Annotated in this window: 17 protein-coding genes and 1 pseudogene; 10 read left to right on the top strand and 8 right to left on the bottom strand. The window is 62.6% G+C overall.

Annotated elements, in window-relative coordinates:
• Positions 1-22 precede the first annotated feature (22 nt).
• A complete protein-coding gene (locus FHT71_RS31195; protein ID WP_210294048.1) occupies positions 23-427 on the bottom strand; it encodes a hypothetical protein in 405 nt (134 codons plus the stop codon).
• A 203-nt stretch (positions 428-630) separates the two neighbouring features.
• Here FHT71_RS31195 and FHT71_RS02345 point away from each other — a divergent pair, with 203 nt between their 5' ends.
• The 3 genes from FHT71_RS02345 to FHT71_RS32240 are packed head-to-tail and all read left to right on the top strand — an operon-like array spanning position 631 to position 2,490.
• Positions 631-1,104, top strand: a complete 474-nt coding sequence (locus FHT71_RS02345) for a VOC family protein (RefSeq protein ID WP_037083359.1) — start codon at positions 631-633, stop codon at positions 1,102-1,104.
• A gap of 44 nt (positions 1,105-1,148) precedes the next feature.
• A complete protein-coding gene (locus FHT71_RS02350; RefSeq protein ID WP_183718825.1) occupies positions 1,149-2,264 on the top strand; it encodes an NAD(P)/FAD-dependent oxidoreductase in 1,116 nt (371 codons plus the stop codon).
• Positions 2,161-2,490, top strand: a complete 330-nt coding sequence (locus FHT71_RS32240) for a lysozyme inhibitor LprI family protein (protein ID WP_348632828.1) — start codon at positions 2,161-2,163, stop codon at positions 2,488-2,490. Before FHT71_RS02350 ends, FHT71_RS32240 begins: the two co-directional genes overlap by 104 nt.
• Before the next feature lie 112 nt (positions 2,491-2,602).
• Here the strand turns inward: FHT71_RS32240 and FHT71_RS02360 are convergent.
• From FHT71_RS02360 to FHT71_RS02375, 4 genes and pseudogenes are all read right to left on the bottom strand, one after another.
• Positions 2,603-2,978 (bottom strand): annotated as a pseudogene (locus FHT71_RS02360) (hypothetical protein).
• A 118-nt stretch (positions 2,979-3,096) separates the two neighbouring features.
• Positions 3,097-5,310, bottom strand: a complete 2,214-nt coding sequence (locus tag FHT71_RS02365; protein ID WP_183718827.1) for an FAD-dependent oxidoreductase — start codon at positions 5,308-5,310, stop codon at positions 3,097-3,099.
• Positions 5,311-5,322: 12 nt separating this feature from the next.
• Positions 5,323-6,531 (bottom strand): acetyl-CoA C-acetyltransferase, encoded by a 1,209-nt coding sequence (locus tag FHT71_RS02370; protein WP_007796359.1) that lies wholly within the window; start codon positions 6,529-6,531, stop codon positions 5,323-5,325.
• 37 nt (positions 6,532-6,568) lie between these two features.
• Positions 6,569-8,365 carry an acyl-CoA dehydrogenase C-terminal domain-containing protein gene (locus FHT71_RS02375; protein WP_007796360.1) on the bottom strand — a complete coding sequence of 599 codons (1,797 nt, stop codon included), beginning with the start codon at positions 8,363-8,365 and terminating at the stop codon, positions 6,569-6,571.
• 195 nt (positions 8,366-8,560) lie between these two features.
• On the opposite strand from FHT71_RS02375, the gene FHT71_RS02380 reads away from it, so the two are divergent.
• Complete coding sequence (locus FHT71_RS02380; protein ID WP_132592495.1) at positions 8,561-9,034, top strand: VOC family protein; 474 nt, start codon at positions 8,561-8,563, stop codon at positions 9,032-9,034.
• 378 nt (positions 9,035-9,412) lie between these two features.
• Entirely contained in the window at positions 9,413-9,784 is a 372-nt protein-coding gene (locus tag FHT71_RS02385; protein ID WP_007796366.1) for a hypothetical protein, read from the top strand.
• A gap of 13 nt (positions 9,785-9,797) precedes the next feature.
• Here the strand turns inward: FHT71_RS02385 and FHT71_RS02390 are convergent, their stop codons facing one another.
• Positions 9,798-11,081, bottom strand: coding sequence for a cystathionine gamma-synthase family protein (locus FHT71_RS02390; protein WP_132592493.1), 1,284 nt, complete (start codon positions 11,079-11,081; stop codon positions 9,798-9,800).
• Between the two features lie 121 nt (positions 11,082-11,202).
• On the opposite strand from FHT71_RS02390, the gene FHT71_RS02395 reads away from it, so the two are divergent.
• The 4 genes from FHT71_RS02395 to FHT71_RS02410 all read left to right on the top strand — a co-directional run bounded on the left by FHT71_RS02395 (position 11,203) and on the right by FHT71_RS02410 (position 17,100).
• Positions 11,203-11,661, top strand: a complete 459-nt coding sequence (locus tag FHT71_RS02395) for an Lrp/AsnC family transcriptional regulator (protein ID WP_132592491.1) — start codon at positions 11,203-11,205, stop codon at positions 11,659-11,661.
• Positions 11,662-11,733: 72 nt separating this feature from the next.
• The gene (locus tag FHT71_RS02400; protein ID WP_132592489.1) at positions 11,734-12,435 is read left to right on the top strand and encodes an SDR family NAD(P)-dependent oxidoreductase; all 702 of its coding nucleotides are present in this window, start codon (positions 11,734-11,736) and stop codon (positions 12,433-12,435) included.
• Between the two features lie 343 nt (positions 12,436-12,778).
• Entirely contained in the window at positions 12,779-16,579 is a 3,801-nt protein-coding gene (locus FHT71_RS02405) for a peptidoglycan-binding protein (protein WP_183718829.1), read from the top strand.
• A 305-nt stretch (positions 16,580-16,884) separates the two neighbouring features.
• Complete coding sequence (locus tag FHT71_RS02410) at positions 16,885-17,100, top strand: hypothetical protein (RefSeq protein ID WP_132592485.1); 216 nt, start codon at positions 16,885-16,887, stop codon at positions 17,098-17,100.
• A 122-nt stretch (positions 17,101-17,222) separates the two neighbouring features.
• Here the strand turns inward: FHT71_RS02410 and FHT71_RS02415 are convergent, their stop codons facing one another.
• Positions 17,223-17,723 (bottom strand): MarR family transcriptional regulator, encoded by a 501-nt coding sequence (locus FHT71_RS02415; RefSeq protein WP_132592483.1) that lies wholly within the window; start codon positions 17,721-17,723, stop codon positions 17,223-17,225.
• A 55-nt stretch (positions 17,724-17,778) separates the two neighbouring features.
• Here FHT71_RS02415 and FHT71_RS02420 point away from each other — a divergent pair, with 55 nt between their 5' ends.
• Positions 17,779-18,183: a GFA family protein gene (locus FHT71_RS02420; protein ID WP_007796389.1), complete on the top strand. Its 405-nt coding sequence runs from the start codon at positions 17,779-17,781 to the stop codon at positions 18,181-18,183.
• 1 nt (position 18,184) lies between these two features.
• Here the strand turns inward: FHT71_RS02420 and FHT71_RS02425 are convergent, their stop codons facing one another.
• A complete protein-coding gene (locus FHT71_RS02425) occupies positions 18,185-19,384 on the bottom strand; it encodes an MFS transporter (protein WP_132592481.1) in 1,200 nt (399 codons plus the stop codon).
• Positions 19,385-19,489: the final 105 nt, after the last annotated feature.

Below are 19,489 nucleotides of genomic sequence, written 5' to 3' on the forward strand. Positions count from 1 at the left end.
GAATGCCGGTGGCCGGCCCCTGCTAGCGCCTCGCCCCGGGGTGCTCGGGTTCGCCGGGGCGGCCACCTTCAACGTCAGCATTTCGGTGCGGCCAGCAGGCCAGGAAAGGCGCTGAGCCGTGGCCTGAGTTCCGGCTGGCGCCGTGCCGCCTCCGGAGGGCGTCGTTCCGTCCTCGTCGGCTCGCGTGCAAGGTGGGAAATAGCGGTGATAGCGCCTCGGGCTGCATCTGCGCCGCCGTCAGTCTGCCGCGGCATGCCCGGGCGCGACCGCATTCGCTAGCCGCAAGCTGGGTCATCACGCAGTCGCCCGGCCACGCCTTTTCCTGATCGCCGACAAGCCCTTCCTCCCAGTTCATGGCTTCGACAACGGCAAGCACCTCGGCCAGGGGCAGGGCAAGAAGTCTCTTCAGGAACAGGCCGCTTGCCATGCGTTTCCACGCGGGCTTGCCGCCATGTTTTCTCGCGCCAACCACGCTAGCGGTGATGCGCGGCTTTAACGGTTTTTGCGGATAGGTCTTTTCTATGCTCGGCAGTTGGCTCCGCGTGAAATGGCTTACATGGGGTGGAGAAAGACGGTTTGCTCCTTACTTCAGGGAGGAGATGGGAAATGAAGAGCAAAGGGACCCGCGCAATGGCAAAGAACACGATCTGCCTGTGGTACGACAAAGACGCTGAGGCTGCTGCCCGCTTCTACGCTGAAACCTTTCCCGACAGCGCCGTGGGTGCCGTCATTCGTGCACCGGGGGACTATCCGGACGGTAAGCAAGGAGACGTGTTGGTTGTTGAATTCACTGTCGCGGGTATTCCTTGTATCGGCTTGAACGGCGGTTCCACGTTCAAACACAACGAAGCCTTCTCATTTCAGATCGCAACTGACGATCAGGAAGAAACCGACCGCTACTGGAACGCTATTGTCAGCAATGGCGGCCAGGAGAGTGAGTGTGGCTGGTGCAAAGACCGATGGGGTGTGTCCTGGCAGATCACGCCGCGGGTGCTGATGGAAGCGCTTGCGGCAGGCGGGGAGCAAGCAAAGCGCGCTTTCGATGCGATGATGACCATGAGGAAGATCGACGTCGCGGCGATTGAGGCGGCCCGGCGCGGCTAATCCACTGTGTAGTTACGTAGACTTCTGGCTGCTTCGAGACCTCTATGACGGATGCAGAGACGATCATCATCGGCGCCGGACCGGCAGGATTGGCTTGCGCCGTGGCGCTGCATGCGCGTGGACGCTCGTTTGTCGTGCTTGAGAAGGGCGATACGCTCGCCGCCGCCTGGCACCGCCACTATGATCGCCTTCGGCTGCATACTCACAAGATGCACTCGGCCCTGCCGGGAATGCCGATGCCGCGGCGGTTCCCAAAGTATCCGTCGCGGCTGCAGGTTATCGAGTATCTCGAAACCTATAGCTCTTCGAACGACATCGAGGTCAGGTTTGGCGTGCGCGCGACGACGATCCGCAAGGACAAGGCGTGGACCGTGGAGAGTTCCGAGGGGACATTCCAGGCGAGCAACGTCATTGTCGCGACCGGGCTCGCAAACGCGCCGATAAGGCCGACCTGGGAAGGACAGGAGCTGTTTGCGGGCAAGCTTCTCCATTCCTCGGAGTTCAGGAATGCCGCGGCGCTTGCGGCTGAGCGCGTCCTCGTCGTCGGCTTCGGCAATTCGGCCGGCGAGATCGCCCTTGAATGCGCCGAGGCCGGCCTTGATGTCGGGATGTCCGTTCGCGGCCCGATCAATGTCGTGCCGCTTGAACTGTTCGGACTGACGAGCGCCAGCATCGCCATAGCCCAGCGGTTCCTTCCCTATCGCCTGGTCGATGCGGTGAATGCGCCGATCCTGCGCCTGCGGTTCGGCGACCTCGGGAAATTCGGACTGGAAAGGGCAAAACGGGGACCACTGACCGGCATCGTCGAAAGGGGCCGCATACCTCTGATCAACATCGGAACGATCGAGCGCATCCGGTCGGGGGATATCAAGGTGTTCCCCGCAGTGACGAAATCCGAGGAGCGGCGTGTGCATTTCGCGGACGGCCGATCCGGCATGTTCGACGCGATCGTCCTGGCGACCGGCTACCGGGCGGGGCTCGATGCGCTTCTGCCCGATTTCGAAGGGAGATTTGGCGGCGCCGACGGCCCCGCCCGCGGCGAGCTTCATCCGGCAAATGACGGCCTCTACTTTTGCGGCTTCACCGCCGTACCGACCGGCCTGCTCCGGGAAATCGGGCTCGAGGCGGAGAAGATCGCTGCGTCTATCGCCAAAGAGTGATTTGCGACCGTGCAACAGTTTAGGTCCTGTCGCAATCCGACTGGAACTGGCTGTCTCGGCACAGCGAAGCTGGGTCGCCTTCCGAGACGCCGAGTGCACGTCTTCCAGTTCCCGCGTGGCAGGAGGCAGCGTCTATCCAATGGTCTATTCGACGTGCCTGGATGGGCTGACCCAATCGCGCACCAAAGAGCTGAAGGCCTATCTAAATGCGAGGAAGGCGACATGAGTTGCCCGGTTCCGGCTGCGGACTGACTTAACCGCTTCTATCACCCCTACGGCTGAAGCATTGGCGCATGATCGGGCGGAACGATTGGCGTTTGCCGGCGTCCTAAGCGCGCCTATGGCAAAGGGCAGCGGTACTTGCCTTCGACCAGCGTCATCATCAGGTCGTCGCCCGCGGCATCGCGGACACCCGGGTTCTCCTCAAGGAATGTGCACAGCATGTCGCTTATGGCTGCGGCCGTGGTCCCAACCGGAATACAGAAATTCGCACCGACGGAGTTGGCAAAATAAGCGGAGTTCATCATCGCTTTCGATGTGGGAACGGCATCCACGAAGTTACGGCGGGCCAAGTAATCGTCCCTGTTCCACTTGTCCATCCAGCCGCTGGCGCGAGCCTCTGCAATCAGAGAGAAGAACATCGCCATTGGAAAAGCCAGACGGCACTTTCGCCGAAACCGTTGCCAGTATGATCGCGGTCAGGATACCAGACATTGCGCCTCGGTCGTCGTTTGGCGAAGGGAGCTTTGGCTGGGATCGTGTCGAAAATTAGCCTGGCGTGTCGTTCTGTGGCGCTGCAATCAAAAATAGCGATCGCACAGGGAGAGGCAGCTCACGCCGCCTCCTTCTCCTTCGCATAAGGGTCGAAGCGGCCGTAGAAGGTCTCGCCCTTGGCGGCCATGTCCTTCAGCAGCGCCGTCGGCTTGAAGTGTGCGCCGTAAGTTGCCGCAAGTTTCTCGCAAAGTTCCACGAAGGCCTTCACGCCCATGCCGTCGATGTAGGAGAGCACGCCACCGGTGTAGGGGGCGAAGCCGAAACCGAGGATGGAGCCGACGTCGGCTTCGCGCGGATCGGTGACGATGTCTTCCTCGATGGTGCGCGCTGCTTCCAGCGCGATGGTGACGAGGAAACGCTGCTTCAGCACGTCGACATCGACCTCTTCCGCCTTCTTCTGCGGGTAGAAAGTCCTCAGCTCCGGCCAAAGCGACTTCTTGGCCGGTTTCGCCGGATAGTCGTAGAAGCCCTTGCCGTTCTTGCGGCCGCGGCGATCGAGTTCGTCGACCATCTTGTTGACCAGTGCCATGTGCTTCGGATCGACGGCGGCCTCGCCGAGATCGGCAGCGGTGGCCTTGAGGATCTTCTGCGAGAGATCGATCGCGACCTCGTCGTTCAGCGACAGCGGACCGACCGGCATGCCGGCCATCTTGGCGGCATTCTCGATCATGACGGGCGGGACGCCCTCGATCAGCATGTCGTAGGCTTCGTGAATGTAGCGGAAGACGCAGCGGTTGACGAAGAAGCCGCGCGTGTCGTTGACGACGATAGGCGTCTTCTTGATGGCGGCGACGTAATCGAGCGCAACGGCGAGCGCCTTGTCGCCGGTCTGCTTGCCGAGGATCACTTCCGTCAGCATCATCTTCTCGACCGGCGAGAAGAAATGCACGCCGATGAAATCGAGCGGACGCTTGGAGTTCTTGGCAAGGCCGGTGATCGGCAGCGTCGAAGTGTTGGAGGCAAAGATGGCGCCTTCCGGCAGCACTGCCTCGACGGCCTCGATTACGGCCTTCTTGACCTCGCGATCCTCGAAGACGGCTTCGATGACGAGATCGGCATCCTTCAGATCGGCATAGTCTGCGGAGGGGACGACGCGCGCCAGCAGCGCCGCGCCCTCGTCCTGCGTAAGGCGTCCCTTACCGATTGCATCCCTTACCAGGCCTTCACCGACACCCTTGCCCTTGGTCGCCGCTTCCATGTCGCGGTCGATAAGGGTGACGGGGATGCCGGCGGCGGCGGTCACATAGGCGATCGAGGCTCCCATGAAACCGGCGCCGACGACACCCACCTTCTTCAGCTCCGTCTTTGCAACACCGGCGGGGCGGCGGGCCCCTTTGCCGAGCTCCTGCATGGAGATGAAGAGCGAACGGATCATCGAGAAGGCTTCGTTGGTCTGCAGGATCTCGGTGAAATAGCGCTGCTCGATCTTAAGACCGGTGTCGAAGGGCACCTGCAGGCCTTCATAGACGCATTTCAGGATGGCGAGTGCTGCCGGATAGTTGCCTGATGTCTCGCGGCGCAGGATAGCCGGAGCTGCCGGCCAGAGCTGGGCCGCGGCCGGCGTCCAGATGCCGCCGCCTGGCGCCTTGAAGCCCTTTTCGTCCCAGGGGGCGACCGGCTTCAAGCCATCCTTGATCATCTGTTTCGCGGACGGGATCAGCTGATCCGGCTCGACCACCTGATGGACGAGGTTCATCGCCTTGGCGCGCGCTGCCGTCAGCGACTGGCCTGTCGTCATCATCTGCAGGGCCGACTGGGCGTCCGCCAGGCGCGAGACGCGCTGCGTACCGCCAGCGCCCGGGAAGATGCCGACCTTGACCTCGGGCAGGGCGATCTTCACCGACTTGGCATTGGAGGCGACGCGGCCATGGCAGGCGAGCGACATCTCGAAGGCGCCGCCCATGCAGGTGCCATTGATCGCCGAGACCCACGGCTTGCCCGAGGTTTCGATCTTGCGGAAGAGGCCGGTCATGCGGCCGACGAGATCGAAGAGTTTCTGCGCGGCGCCATCGGGGTTGGCGGCCTTCTCGTGCTGGTAGAGCGAGAACATCGACTTGATCATCGAGAGGTCCGCGCCGCCTGAGAAGCTCGATTTGCCGGAGGTGATGACCGCGCCCTTGACAGCGCTGTCGGCGACGACCGCATCAACGATGGCGTCCATCTCGTCCATCACCTCCTCGGTGAAGACGTTCATGGATTTGCCAGGCATATCCCAGGTGACAAGGGCAATGCCGTCTGCGTCAGTTTCGACGGTGAAATTCTTGTAGGTCATCGTCTCTCTCCCTTAGACGCGTTCGATGATGGTCGCGGTGCCCATGCCGGCGCCGATGCAGAGCGTGACGAGCGCGGTGTTCAGGTCGCGGCGCTCCAGTTCGTCCAGCACCGTGCCCAGGATCATCGCGCCGGTGGCGCCGAGCGGGTGGCCCATGGCGATCGCGCCGCCGTTGACGTTGATCTTGTCGTGCGGGATCTCGAAGGCTTGGCAGTAGCGCAGCACGACGGCGGCGAAGGCCTCGTTGAGTTCGAAGAGATCGATGTCGGCAAGCGTCATGCCCGTGCGCTTCAGAAGCTTTTCGGTGACGTCGACCGGGCCGGTCAGCATCAGCGCCGGGTCGGAGCCGATATTGGCGAAGGCTTTGATGCGGCCACGGGGCTTCACGCCCATGCTTTCGCCTCCGGCCTTGGAGCCGAGCAGCACGGCGGCCGCGCCGTCGACGATGCCAGAGGAGTTGCCGGCGTGGTGGACGTAATTGAGGCGCTCGATCTCCGGATGGGCCTGGATCGCGACGGCTTCGAAGCCACCCATCTCGCCGGGCATCTGGAAGGAGGGGTTCAGGCTTGCCAGCGCCTGCATGTCGGTGCCGGGACGCATGTGCTCGTCATGGGCAAGGATCGTCAGGCCGTTCTGGTCCTTGACCGGGATGACGGAATTCTTGAAGTAGCCCTTCTCCCAGGCGTTTGCCGCCCGCTTCTGGCTTTCGACCGCGTAAGCGTCGACGTCGTCGCGCGAGAAGCCGTATTTGGTGGCAATCAGGTCGGCCGAGACGCCCTGCGGCATGAAGTAGGCCGGGAAGTTCACCGACGGGTCCATGAACCAGGCGCCGCCCGACATGCCGAGACCGACGCGCGACATGCTTTCGACGCCGCCTGCAATGACGATGTCATCGGCGCCTTGCGCGATCTTCGCCGCGCCGAAGTTCACGGCGTCGAGGCCGGAAGCGCAGAAGCGGGATATCTGCATGCCAGGCGCCTTGGTCGAGTAGCCGGCCTCGAAGGCCGCCCCGCGCGGGATGACCGCGCCGGCTTCCATGACAGGATCGACGCAGCCCATGATAATGTCGTCGACCGTTGCTGTATCGAGTCCATTGCGGTCTCGGATCGCTTCCAGCGTCTTGGCGGCAAGGCGCACCGACGGCACCTCGTGCAGCGAACCGTCCTTTTTGCCGCGGCCGCGTGGCGTGCGCACGTGGTCGTAAATGAAAACCTTGGTCATTGTCTCATCTCCCTATCGGCGTCGGGCGCCGTTGAACTCAAAAAGCCTCGGCGGCCAAGGTCATCATCGTTTCTGCGCCGGTCTCGATGCGGGCCTTGCGCAGCGCCGTTTCCGGCATGATCCGCTCCATGAAGAAACGGGCCGTGACGAGCTTGTTGCGAAGGTAGCTTTCGCGGGCGTCGTCGCCGCTTGCAAGGCCATCCTCGGCAGCCTTTGCCATCTTCGCCCACATATAGCCAAGGACGACGAGACCGAAGAGGTGCATGTAGTCGGTCGAGCCCGCGCCGGCATTGTCGGGCTTGGCCATGGCGTGCTGCATGAACCACATGGTCGCCGACTGCACGTCGTTCAACCCCTTCTTCAGGTTCTTGGTGAAGAACGTCATCTTCTCGTCGTCGCGGTTCTCTTCACAGAAATCGCCGATCTCCTTGAAGAGCGCCATGACGGCGCGGCCGCCGTTCAGGCCGAGCTTACGGCCCACCAGATCGAGCGCCTGGATGCCGTTGGCGCCTTCGTAGATCATGGCGATGCGGGCATCGCGCACATACTGGCTCATGCCGTGCTCTTCGATGTAGCCGTGGCCGCCGAACACCTGCTGGGCCATGACGGCGTGGTCGAAGCCCTTGTCGGTCAGGACGCCCTTGAGGATCGGGGTGACGAGACCCAGAATGTCATCGGCAGTCTGGCGCTCCTTCTCGTCCGCCGAGCGGTGGGCGATGTCGGATTTCAGCGCCGTCCAGAGCAGGAAGGCGCGGCCTGCCTCGTTGAAGGCGCGGATCGTCATCAGCGAACGGCGAATGTCGGGATGCACGATGATCGGGTCAGCCTTTTTATCAGGCGCCTTCGGGCCGGAGAGCGAGCGGCCCTGGATGCGCTCGCGGGCATAGTTGACGGCGTTCTGATAGGCGATTTCGGCGATCGCCAGACCCTGTAGACCGACGCCGAGGCGGGCTTCGTTCATCATCACGAACATGGCGTTGAGGCCCTTGTTCTCCGCGCCGATGAGGAAACCGGTCGCCTCGTCATAGTTCATGACACAGGTGGCGTTGCCATGAATGCCCATCTTGTGCTCGATCGCGCCGCAGGAGACCTGATTGCGCTCGCCCGGTGTGCCATCCGATTTGACGAGATGCTTCGGCACGATGAACAGCGAAATGCCCTTGGTGCCATCAGGCGCGCCTTCGATGCGCGCCAGCACCAGATGCACGATGTTGCCGGTCATGTCGTGCTCGCCGGCGGAGATGAAGATCTTCTGGCCCGAGATCTTGTAGCTGCCGTCACCTTGAGGCACGGCCTTGGTGCGCAGGAGGCCGAGATCGGTCCCGCAATGCGGCTCGGTAAGGTTCATGGTGCCGGACCATTCGCCGGAGACCATCTTCGGCAGATAGGTCTGCTTTTGCTCGTCCGAGCCGTGGACGACAATTGCGGCGATCGCGCCCTGGGTCAGCCCCGGATACATCATCAGCGACATGTTGGCGGCCGACGTATATTCACCGACGGCGGCGTGCAACGTATAGGGGAGGCCCTGGCCGCCGAATTCCTCGGGGACCGCAAGTCCCGTCCAGCCGCCCTGGCAGTAGGCGTCGTAGCCTTCCTTGAAGCCTTTGGGCACGGAGACGGAACCGTCTTCGCGGCGGACGCAGCCTTCCTGGTCGCCGGAATAGTTCAGCGGGAAGAGCACTTCTTCGGCAATCTTCGCAGCCTCGCCGAGAATCGCCTCGATCATGTCAGGCGTCGCATCGGCAAACCCCGGGAGATTGTTGTAGCGTTCCAGGCCGAGCACGTCGTTCAGCACGAAGAGCGTGTCGTTAACCGGGGCCTTGTAGACTGGCATTGTTCGAATTCCTCCAATTCGGCACGCCGGTCGAGGCCGGCATTTGAGAGTCTCTTACAAAATATTGACGTTTGCGTAAACGTCAAATTTCGCAGATCCTCGAATTTGTGATGACACGGTGTCGGGAATGGCGGGCGGGGAACGTCCCAGGGCTGTCGAACATTTCGTCAGAGCACCTACGAGGAGGACAAATCCATGCTCAAGGTCAGTTCGAATCTCTGGTTCGAGAAGGACGTCCAGCAAGCCGTCGAATTCTATGTGGCGACCATTCCCAATTCGTCGATGGGGCGCACCACCATCCTGCCGGCGGAAACGCCGAGCGGCCCTCCGGGCAGCGTCAAGATCATCGACTTCAAGCTCGGGAAGCAGGATTTCGTCGCGATGGAAGCCGGCCCGCTCGACGCCTTCAACCACGCTTTCTCGATCTCGGTCGAATGCGAAACGCAGGCGGAGATCGACCGGATATGGAACGCCTTCCTGAAAAAAGGCGGCGTCGAAGAGCAGTGCGGCTGGCTGAAGGATCGCTGGGGCCTTTCCTGGCAGATCGTTCCGCGGGCGCTGATCGAGATGATCGCTGATCCGGATCGGGAGCGCGCCAAGCGCGTCACCGAGGTCATGCTCGGCATGGTGAAACTCGATATCGCGAAGCTCGAACAAGCCTATCGGTAAGACGCGGGTCGCGAGCTGAAAGGCAAATGCGCGGTCACCGCTCTGTCATTCTAGCAATCACCCGCCCTCGTCCTTCGAGGCTCCTGCGGAGCACCTCAGGATGAGGGCTGGTCGTTGGCGCGCCTTTTGAGGGATTAAGGCCGGTCGTTAGTGCGGCGTCAAAAGTCGCCGACGATTTCCTTGCTCTGGGCGTACCGTCTCCAATCCTGCGCCACCGCTGCTCCGCCCTGATCCTGAGGTGCTCCGAAGGAGCCTCGATGGATCAGGGTGGCCACCGGCCTCCTCGCCACGCAACAGCCACGCAACCGGGTTGCGTCCGAACGAAGACGCGCTAGACTTCGCGGGCAGACCGAGGAAAGAGCTTGGAGGAGCGATTTTATGAGACGGATGTGGCCGGAAGAGTTCAATTCCATCCTGGACGGAGCCGAGGAAGTCACGCTGGAGCTGCCGGCGGTGGAGCATGAGGACGGCACGCACAGCGAAGCGGTCAGCCGCAAGGCACTGAAAGTCCGCATTTCAATGGATGACTATGAGCGCATCTGGCCGCTGGCCGAAATGCGCTTCCGGCTCGACGGCAAGAGGGCCGGCAAGGCGATCACGCTGATCACCACCAGTCCGCACTACCATCGCTGGCACCCTGCCGATGGCGGCAGCGTCGACAATATTTCCGACAGCGGCCGCCACTACACGACGAAGTACATCGTCGCGCATTTCCTGCTCGACGATGTGAGGGAAACGGCGGCCGCCTAAGCCGCCGTTAAATTCACGCCGCGTCCAGCGCCTGTTGCAGATCGGCGACGAGATCGTCCGGATGCTCGATGCCGATCGACAGGCGGATGGTTGATTCCAGGACACCGATCCGTTGGCGGACCTCGGCCGGCACGCCGGAATGGGTCATCGTTGCCGGATGGCTGGCGAGCGATTCCGTGCCGCCCAGGCTGACCGCCAGCTTGAATATCTGCAGGGCGTTCAGGAACTTGAAGGATGCCGGCTGGCCGCCCTTGATGTCGAAGGAGAAGGTCGATCCCGCACCGCTGCACTGCGCCGCGAAGGTGCGCCCAACTGGCGAACTGGCGTCGTGATAGGGCAAATAGTGAATCCCGTCGACCTTCGGATGCTCGCGCAGGAAGTCGGCAACGACGCGGGCATTGTTGTTGGCCCGCTCCATACGAATCTGCAGCGTTTCCAGCGAACGGCCGAGCATCCAGCAGGAGTGCGGATCAAGCTGCGTGCCGATGGCGCCGCGCAACGCCTTGACCTGCTTCATGACGGCCTTCGGGCCGAGCGCCGCGCCGGCGATCAGATCCGAATGGCCGCCGACATATTTGGTCAGCGAATAGAGCGAGATATCGGCGCCGTGTTCGATCGGCCGCTGGAAGACAGGGCCAAGCAGTGTGTTGTCACAGGCGACGATCGGCGTGTGGCCCTGTTTTCTGCCGATCGCGTCGGCGACACGGCGGATCATCGCGACCTCGACGAGGCTGTTCGTCGGATTGGCAGGCGTCTCGACGAGGATCACCGACACCCGGCCCTTGGCCATGGCGTCTTCGGCGGCGGCCTGAACCGACGCTTCGCTGACGCCATCGGCGAAGCCGACAGCCGCGACGCCGAGGTTGAGGAACGTCTTTGCCAGCAGCGTCTCGGTTCCGCCGTAGAGTGGCTGGGAATGCAGGATGGCGTCGCCCGGGCGCACGAAGGCAAGCAGCGTCGTCGCGATGGCCGACATGCCGGATGAGAAGAGCGCGCAACTTTCTGTACGCTCATAGACGGCAAGCCGGTCTTCGACGATTTCGCTGTTGGGATGATTGAATCGGGAATAGACGAGCCCCGCACCCTTGCCGGCAGGTGGCTCCTTGCGGCCGGATACGAAATCGAAGAAATCCCGGCCATCCTCGGCGGATTTGAAGACGAATGTCGATGTCAGGAACACCGGCGGCTTCACCGCCCCTTCCGACAGTTCCGGGTCGTAGCCATAGTTCAGCATCTGCGTTTCGGGATGCAGGGCGTGGTTGCCGATATGAGTCTTGGAAGGGTGTGGTGCGGTCATTGTCGTCTCCTCAAGAGATGCGCGTGATGCTCGCAAATTATATCAGAACGCGAGGACTGTTCTTGCTATTTGCAGCGCACCTGTGCTCTCTGATGCAACTTATTGCGGAGAATGAAGAGTTGTGACGCAGAAAATTGCTGACGATATGGACCGGAAGATCCTTAGGGAATTGATGGGCGATGCCCGCCTTCCAAACAACGAGCTCGCCGAGCGTGTCGGGCTCTCCGCATCCGCCTGCCTTCGTCGCCTACGCCGGCTGGAGGACGCGGCGATCATCCAGGGTTACACGACGCTCGTCGATCCAGCCGTCGACGGCTGGACGATGACGGCACTGGCTTCCGTCAGGCTCAGCCGCCAGCACGAGGACGAGATTGAGATGTTCGAGAGCGCCGTTCGCGGATGGGACGAGGTGCTCGAGTGCCATCTGGTCACCGGATCGCGTGACTATGTGCTGAAGGTGATGAGTTCGGGGCTCGAGGATTATGAGCGTTTCATCAAGGAAAAGATTGCCCGGCTGAAATGCGTCGATAGTATCGAGACCAGCTTCGTGATGAATACGATCAAGGCGCGGCGGGTGTAAAATCCGCTGGCGAGCTTGATGCCGTGTTCTGCGGTTTGGATTTCGGCGACATCGATCCGGAGGACGACAGGCATGACTGAGTTTCCTTACAGCTCGGCTCTCATCGTCGGTGCAGGGCCAGGCCTCAGTGCCTCGCTTGCGCGCCAACTGACGGCGCGTGGCGTCAAGGTCGCGCTGGCAGCGCGCAACATCGACAAGCTGAACGAACTGGCCGGTGAGACCGGCGCAAGGACCTTTGCCACGGACGCCGCGCAGCCGGCTTCCGTCGCAGCACTCTTTGACGACGCCGCGGCTGCGATTGGCGATCCTGAGGTCGTCGTCTACAACGCCAGCGGCCGCCTGCGCGGTCCTTTGACCGAGCTCGACCCGGTTGCTGTCGAACAGGCAATTGCAATCAGCGCCTATGGCGGCTTTCTGGTCAGCCAGCAGGCTGCAAAGCGCATGATCCCGCATGGGCATGGCGCGATCCTGTTTACCGGGGCGACGGCGAGCATCAAGGGATATGCCCAGTCCGCCGCGTTTGCCATGGGCAAGTTCGCGCTTCGCGGCCTTGCCCAGAGCGCTGCCCGCGAGCTGGGGCCGAAGGGAATTCACGTCGCCCACTTCATCATCGACGGCGCCATCCGTTCAAGGATGCGTCAGGAAGACCCGGCCAAGCCGGATGCGACGCTCGATCCCGATGCCATTGCGCAAAGCTACATCGATGTCCTGTTGCAGCATAGGAGCGCATGGTCGCAGGAAATCGAGTTGCGGCCATGGACGGAATCGTTCTGATATCGGACTAACATGGCTTTGCCGCCTACGATTGCACGCGAAGCGATGTCGGCCGGTTTCAGCACGGAAACCGGCTCAAAATCCTGAAAAGTTAAAAAAATCTCACGCTGGTTAACGGGTTGTTTACCACGTTTCGTGAAAGGTGCGGTCTGAGCATTGGCGACCTGCATTCCTTTTTCCAGTCTCGCGTTCCATGGAATGCCGCTACGCCGTACAGGTTGCGGAAAGTCTAATTGATTATCCCTTCATGAATGGTGCTCTCGTCCGCATTCCGGTGCGGCGCTGACGGAAAAGCCAATGATCGGCCCTGACGAGGGTTCGGACAGACGAAGCGAGCAAGAAGATGAACGGATCGCGATCAAATTCCCCACGGCATTCCGACAGGGCGTCGCTCGATGCGCTGAACCGCACCATCGAAGGCCTGGAGGCGAGGATCGAGGGGCTGATCGGCACTGGTGCTCGCGACCAGCGCCAGCGTCCAGCGGCGCCGGAGCGCGAGAGCTACGCCGATCTTTATGCCGCCCGCGCGCCTTATGCCGCCGAAGCGCGGCCGGATCCCTTCGCTGAAATTCGCCAGCGCCAGCGCATTCTGGAGGCAAGCCGCGAACGCCCGACGGGGCGCGAGCCCGCACCGTACACGCGGGAGCCGTCGGCCTCTCCGCGTGCGCCGCTCCCGGTTGCCGAACGCGCGCCGCGTTCCGCCGCGCCGCAACCGGCCCACCGCGCCGCCGAAGACACCATGACCGAGATCGCGCAGGCGCTCGTCAATCTTCGCCAGGACCTGAAGCGCGACATCTCCGATGGCGTGACGCGCGAAATGAACGCGCTGCGCGAAGAGATCCGCAGCATCAAGGTCGGGGCGGAAGACCGCCGCTTCGCCGATGACATCCGCGCCGACATGAGCCGCCTTGCGAATAGCATCGATCAGCTTGCCGGTCGCTCCACTGCGCCCGAGGCGCAAGGGTTGCGCGGCGAGTTCGAAGAGCTGCGCTCGCTGATGGACGGGCTCGCACGCGAAGATTCAATCCGCCACATGGAAACCCGCTGGGACGGTTTCGAGCACCAGTTGCATGCACTCGACACGGCCGGTCTGCAGGAAGAGCTGGTGGCGCTTGCCTACCGGCTCGATGATATCAAGCGCCATATCGGCGGCATGGGCGAAAGCCCCGCCGTTCGCGCGCTGGAAGACAAGCTTATCTCCATCGCAACGGCGATGGAGCAGTTCGGCAGCATGATCCAGCCGCACGATCGGGCGATGGCCGAGCAGTTTGCAGCGGTCGATGGCCGGCTCGATGAAATCAGCCGCGCCATCGCGGCAACCGGTCGCGCCGCCGGCAGCGGCGATCCGGCCATGATGCATCGCCTCGAAGGCCGCCTGAACGCCCTGGGCGAACAGATCGATATGATGGGTCATAGCGTCGCGAGCCGCGCGGCGCCGGCCGATGGCCTGGCCGATCGGCTTGAAACCCTGACGCTGCGCGTCGAGGAACTCGCCAATGCCGAGGCGACCTCGCGCCTCGACGAGCGCCTGGAGCACCTGTCCTACCTGCTCGAGCAGAGCCACAAGGCTGCACCGCAGCCGGAGCTGACGGGTGCGCTTGCCGACATCTCGCGTAAGATCGATGCGCTCGAGGTTGGCTCGGTCAACGACGTGCTCGCGCAGCGCCTGGACTATCTTGCGCGCCGTATTGACGAAATGGATTTCCAGCCGCTCCAGCCTGTCGCCGCTCCGGTGGACGACAGCGCGTTCCGCCGCATCGAAAGCAGGCTCAGCGACATCGTCGCGCGCCTGGAGGAAAGCACCGCTGCACCGGCGGCCGATCCATATGCGCTGAAGAATCTTGAGGACCAGATCGCAAACCTGTCGGCGCTGATGAGCGAGCCGCGGCCCGCGGCCGAGCTGCCGGCGGATTTCGACCGCCGCATGGGCGCGATCGAAGACTATATGGCGACTAGCGACGAATATATCATCGAGGCTGCCCGCCAGGCGGCCGAAGCGGTGGTCGAGGCCTATGCGAGAAGCGGCGCCCTGCAAGGCGGCGCGCCGGCTGCGGCCGATATGTCGGCGCTCAATGCGCTTGCCGAAGATCTGCGCCAACTCGAGGATCTCAGCCGCAGCAGCGACGAGCGCACGCACAAGACCTTCCAGGCCCTGCACGAAACCCTGGTCCAGATCGCCGAGCGATTGGACATGATGGAAGACCGCGCTATCGCAAGGCCGGCGCTGAGAATGCCTGCCGCCGATGTCGATTTCGCAGTCGATACCTACGCAATAATGCAGGCTGGCGCCGAAGACGCGCAGAAACCGGCGGTGTTCGGAACCCGCGCCCCGGCAAGCCGTCAGCCCGAAGTCGCCGATGAAGCGCCCGCCGTGCCGGTCATGGCTGCAACCGACACCAGTGCGATCGCGATTGAGGCCGCGACCAAGCCGGCATCTTCCACAGGCCCCTCGAAGGGCAGCCTGCTTTCCAGCCTCGGAAAGCGTCTGCTGCCGAGCAAGAAGGCAAAGGCAGAGACCCCTGCCGCTGAACGCACCCTTATTGATCCCGCTCCTTCCATCGATCCCGTCGACGTGATGCCGCCGGAAGCCGCCAACGAGCCACTGGAGCCGGGCTCGGGTGCGCCTGACATCAAGAAGATCCTGGAGCGTGTACGTGCCAGCCAGAACGCTGCGCGGACGAACGTCAAGCCGGCGACTGAAAACGAGCGCGCCGACTATATTGCGGCTGCCCGCCGCGCCGCGCAGGCTGCAGCGCTGGAAACCGAACCGGCCGCCAAGCCCGTCAAGGCCGAGAAGAAGGCAAAGGACAAGGATGCCGTGAAGGGTAGTGCCTTCTCGCGCTTCCGGCGCCCGATCCTGCTTGCCGTCGGCGCCGTGCTGCTGGCGATCATGGCGTTCCCGCTGGCCCGCACGCTGACAAGCGGCCAACCGGCGCCGTCCGCCAAAGTTGCCCTGCTGACGGATTCGTCCAGCAACGCCCTGCCGCCCGACAGCGAAACGGCACCGGACCAGGCCGAAGCGACCGCTCCGGAAGTCCCGGCCGCAGAAGCCCCGGTCCCGCCGCTTGCAAGCGCCGATCCGGTACGCGCGCCGGCAGCACCCGACCATCTGACCGCAACCGCACCGCTGAGCGGCGACGCGGCCACCCCGCTTGCGCCATCCGGCGCTCTGCAGGACGCGTCCGGATTCGTTGCCAAGGACGCGGCCCCGGTCGCCGCAGGGATGGCGGCTGCGCCCGCCGCCGCGGCCGTGGAAACAGCGGGTATTGCTGTTCCCGATGTCGTGCAGCCGAGGTCGCTCGCCGATGCCGCCAAGAACGGCGATGCGCTGGCGCTCTTTGAGATCGGCGCTCGCTATAGCGAAGGCCGCGCCGGCATCGCCGTCGATCCGAAGGAGGCGGCAAATTGGTATCGGCTCGCTGCGGACAAGGGCTTCGCGCCGGCAGAATACCGTCTCGGCAACATTTACGAGAAGGGCACGGGTGTCGATCGCGATGTCGCGAAGGCGAAGCAGTATTACGAGCAGGCGGCAAACCAGGGCAACGCCAGCGCGATGCACAATCTCGCCGTGCTCTATGCCTCCGGCGCGCTGGGCCAGCAGGACTACAAGACGGCTGCGGACTGGTTCGTCAAGGCAGCCAATCTCGGCATCACCGACAGCCAGTTCAATCTGGCGATCCTTTGCGCCCGCGGCAATGGCGTCGCGCAGGATCTGACCGAGTCCTACAGGTGGTTCGCGATTGCCGCCAAGGGCGGCGACAAGGACGCGTCACAGAAACGTGACGAGGTCGCCAACGCAATGAAGCCGGATCAGCTCGAAAAGGCGCGCGCCAAGGCCGACCTTTGGAAGGCTGCACCGCTCGATAGCAAGGCGAATGGCGTGGACGTCCCGGATGAGTGGGTCGGCAATGCCACGAAGACCTCGACCGTCGACATGAAGAAAGCGATCCGCAACATCCAGGCGATCCTCAACAACAACGGTTTCGACGCCGGCCAGCCGGACGGCGAGATGGGCGCGAAGACGGTCGCGGCGATCAAGAACTTCCAGAAATCGATCGGCCAGGAGCCGAGCGGCAAGATCAACGACGTTACGGTGAAGGCGCTGCTGGAGCGCAACAAGGCGCCCGCCGCCACCAAGGTCTGATTACCGCGCCCTCCGATCTCCCGTGCGCTTACGGGAGATCGATCAAAATGCGCGCCATGGTGTGCAGGTCCGTGCAAGCTTCGCCGAGTATTTGTGGGCAGAGCCTGGATTCAGTTCGTGCAGGCTCAGAGGCGGTGCGGTTGTATCTATCGCAGCTCAAGAAGAAATTTCGCATCCGGCGCCTATTCTTCCGAAAATGTTATTTGCAAAATATTGCAACTATGATTCTTCTTGCTGCGTAAGTGCTCTGCGTATCGTGATTCGGTGAATGTCGTTGATGCTGAATGATTTGGCGGAGATTCCGAATGATAGGTCTTGATATTGAGAGTTGGGCGCTGACGCGAGCTCACCATATAGTCCTCAACGAGGGATTGAATCTTGCGAAGGCGGCGCAGGATCTGGATCGCAAACGGTCACGCACACTGGTCTACGAGCTTCAGAAAGTCATAGCCGCCGCCATCCTTGAAGCGCATGCAGCCAATGTGAATTCCGACGGGCCGCAGCCTGGCCACGGCGCCTAATCTTGCGTTGCTCTATATACGATAGCCGCCGGCTTAGGGGGGAAACCCGGCGACTGCTCGCGTTCTTTCCGGCAGATATCCATAGGTTAATTGCTTCAGGCCGACTAGGCGCCATAGCCGGCCTATGCCTTCCCGGTTTCCGCGTCGAGAGTTTCGATCAGCCTGGTCATGACGGCTCGGGCCGCATCGAGTTCGGCTGATGTGAACGACTGCCCGAGCCTATCGGCCCACTCCGCCTGCGCTATGTCGATCGCGGCGAGGCGGGTTTCGCCTTCATCGGTCAATCTAACCAGTTTGGCGCGCTGATGCTGCGGGTTGTCGACGTAGCTGATCAACCCGTCACCTTCGAGTGTATCCGCCAGCCGTTGCACGCCCTGCCGGGCAATCCCGAGCAGCCGGGCGATCTGCGCCACGGAATGCGCGCCACTTCGCGCGCCTGCAAGCACCTGCCAGCGAGCACTCGTCTGCCCGGTCGGCCTCGCCAAGTCGTCGCCGGCGGCGGTTAGCCGGCCTGCGAGCCGCAATGCGGTGATAGCAAATAGCGAGAAGGCATCGCCTCCGGCAGTCCGCTTCGGGCGATTTTGTTTGACAACATGTTGTCGTTTGTGTATCTCGTCAAGCATGACAACATATTGTCATGATCGGGCGCCATTGCAAAGGGCCGGAGGAGGAATTTCCATGAAAAAGACCTACACGGGCAGCTGTCACTGCGGCAAAATCCGCTACGAGGTCGATGCCGATCTCCAGGCCGGCACCGGCCGCTGCAATTGCTCGGTCTGCGGCAAGCGGCGCTATTGGGGCGCGGTCGTGAAGCCCGAGGATTTCCGTCTGCTATGCGAGGAGACGGCGGCCGCCGACTATCAGTTCGCAACGATGAGCGGCCACCACCGCTTCTGCCCGACATGTGGCCTGCATGCCTACGGGCACGGGCATATCCCCGAGATCGGCGGGGACTATGTTTCGATCAATATCGCCTGCCTCGACAACATATCTCCGGAGGAGCTTGCTGCGCTGCCCATCCGCTACATGGATGGGCGCCACGACAACTGGTGGAACGAGCCAGCGGTGACGAGCTACCTCTAGTTCAAGCCGGCAGCCTTGCAGCCCTGCTGCGTTCGGCGCGGAGGCCGAGCAGTCCGGCTCCCGTCACCAGAATGATCGCCGTTGCATAAAGATCAGTAGTCAGCTGGTAGCCAAGCGATTTGGCCAGAAAGCCGGCGAGGATGGCCGGGAGGCTGAAAGCCAGATAGCTCTGGATATAGAAAGCGGACAGCAGACCGGCGCGTTCGTCGGCCTTGGCGAGCGGCATGATCGTGCCGATCGAACCAAGGAAGTTTGTGCCGAACCCGGCGCCCGCCAGGAGCGTGCCGACGAGCAGCAGCGGTACGTTGCCGAGGTGGACGCCGGCGACGACGGTCAGAATGCCAAGCGTGGTCGCGGTCGTGCCGAAACCGAGGTTGGCCGCACCGGACGTGCCGCGCCTGAGATAGACCGCAACCGCGCCCGAGACCATCAGCGCCGTTACGATCGCTCCGCCCGTCAGCGGCGCCCGGCTGCCGGTTGTGCTGGCGACCAGCGAGGGGACCAGCGAGAGATAGAAGCCGCCGAGCGTCCAATTTGCGATGTTGATCGGCGTGACCAGGGTGAGCGGACGCTTGACCTGCGGTGGGATCGAAATTGTCGGCTTCAGGGAGTTCCAGAATCCCGGCCGCCGGCCGCCGGTCTCGCGGGTCGCCCAGATGGCGCCGGCCTGTCCGATGAAGGCAGCGAGCAGGATGGCGTAGACGAGGTGAAGCGGGAAAGGTCCGTATTGGATCAAGGCGCTGGTGCCGATGGCGCCAACGGCCATGCCTGAGAGCGGTGCGATGGAGTTGACGAGCTGTCCCTTCGCGCGGTCGACGTCGACGAGCGCTGCGCCGATCGACGCGCCGGCGATGCCCGTCGCCAGGCCCTGCACAATCCGCGCAGCAATCAACCAGCCTGGGCCGCTTGCAACGACGAACAGCGCCATGGCGATGATCTCCATGACGAGGGCCGTGAAGATCACCGGCTTGCGGCCAAGGTGGTCGGAGATCGAGCCGGCGATGAGCAATGCGGCAAGAAGCGCGAAGGCATAGACCGCGAAGATTACCGTGATCAGCACCGGAGAGAGCGCGAGGTTTTCCTGATAGATCCGGTAGAGTGGTGTAGGCGCTGCCGAAGCGCCGAAGAAGGTCGCGAGCGTGATCGCGTGGAAAGGGATCGGATTGCGCGAGGTCGTTGTGGAATTGGCGGCGCGGAACATATATAAGCCTCTTAAAGCTAATTCGTTGCGTTAGCCATGTAGGTCGATCCGACACTAAAAGCAAATAATTTGCGTTAATGGATCGGTCAAAGATTTTGAACCATG

The sequence above is a fragment of the Rhizobium sp. BK060 genome (genome assembly GCF_014193145.1).
Classification (GTDB): domain Bacteria; phylum Pseudomonadota; class Alphaproteobacteria; order Rhizobiales; family Rhizobiaceae; genus Rhizobium.

What these genes read in the sequence shown, in the direction of transcription:
- FHT71_RS02365 (WP_183718827.1), bottom strand. Translation starts at nt 5,310, where the DNA reads ATGACCTACAAGAATTTCACCGTCGAAACTGACGCAGACGGCATTGCC.
- FHT71_RS02370 (WP_007796359.1), bottom strand. Translation starts at nt 6,531, where the DNA reads ATGACCAAGGTTTTCATTTACGACCACGTGCGCACGCCACGCGGCCGC.
- FHT71_RS02385 (WP_007796366.1), top strand. Translation starts at nt 9,413, where the DNA reads ATGAGACGGATGTGGCCGGAAGAGTTCAATTCCATCCTGGACGGAGCC.
- FHT71_RS02415 (WP_132592483.1), bottom strand. Translation starts at nt 17,723, where the DNA reads ATGCTTGACGAGATACACAAACGACAACATGTTGTCAAACAAAATCGC.
- FHT71_RS02345 (WP_037083359.1), top strand. Translation starts at nt 631, where the DNA reads ATGGCAAAGAACACGATCTGCCTGTGGTACGACAAAGACGCTGAGGCT.
- FHT71_RS02425 (WP_132592481.1), bottom strand. Translation starts at nt 19,384, where the DNA reads ATGTTCCGCGCCGCCAATTCCACAACGACCTCGCGCAATCCGATCCCT.
- FHT71_RS02420 (WP_007796389.1), top strand. Translation starts at nt 17,779, where the DNA reads ATGAAAAAGACCTACACGGGCAGCTGTCACTGCGGCAAAATCCGCTAC.
- FHT71_RS02410 (WP_132592485.1), top strand. Translation starts at nt 16,885, where the DNA reads ATGATAGGTCTTGATATTGAGAGTTGGGCGCTGACGCGAGCTCACCAT.
- FHT71_RS02400 (WP_132592489.1), top strand. Translation starts at nt 11,734, where the DNA reads ATGACTGAGTTTCCTTACAGCTCGGCTCTCATCGTCGGTGCAGGGCCA.
- FHT71_RS02350 (WP_183718825.1), top strand. Translation starts at nt 1,149, where the DNA reads ATGACGGATGCAGAGACGATCATCATCGGCGCCGGACCGGCAGGATTG.
- FHT71_RS02405 (WP_183718829.1), top strand. Translation starts at nt 12,779, where the DNA reads ATGAACGGATCGCGATCAAATTCCCCACGGCATTCCGACAGGGCGTCG.
- FHT71_RS31195 (WP_210294048.1), bottom strand. Translation starts at nt 427, where the DNA reads ATGGCAAGCGGCCTGTTCCTGAAGAGACTTCTTGCCCTGCCCCTGGCC.
- FHT71_RS02380 (WP_132592495.1), top strand. Translation starts at nt 8,561, where the DNA reads ATGCTCAAGGTCAGTTCGAATCTCTGGTTCGAGAAGGACGTCCAGCAA.
- FHT71_RS32240 (WP_348632828.1), top strand. Translation starts at nt 2,161, where the DNA reads ATGACGGCCTCTACTTTTGCGGCTTCACCGCCGTACCGACCGGCCTGC.
- FHT71_RS02390 (WP_132592493.1), bottom strand. Translation starts at nt 11,081, where the DNA reads ATGACCGCACCACACCCTTCCAAGACTCATATCGGCAACCACGCCCTG.
- FHT71_RS02375 (WP_007796360.1), bottom strand. Translation starts at nt 8,365, where the DNA reads ATGCCAGTCTACAAGGCCCCGGTTAACGACACGCTCTTCGTGCTGAAC.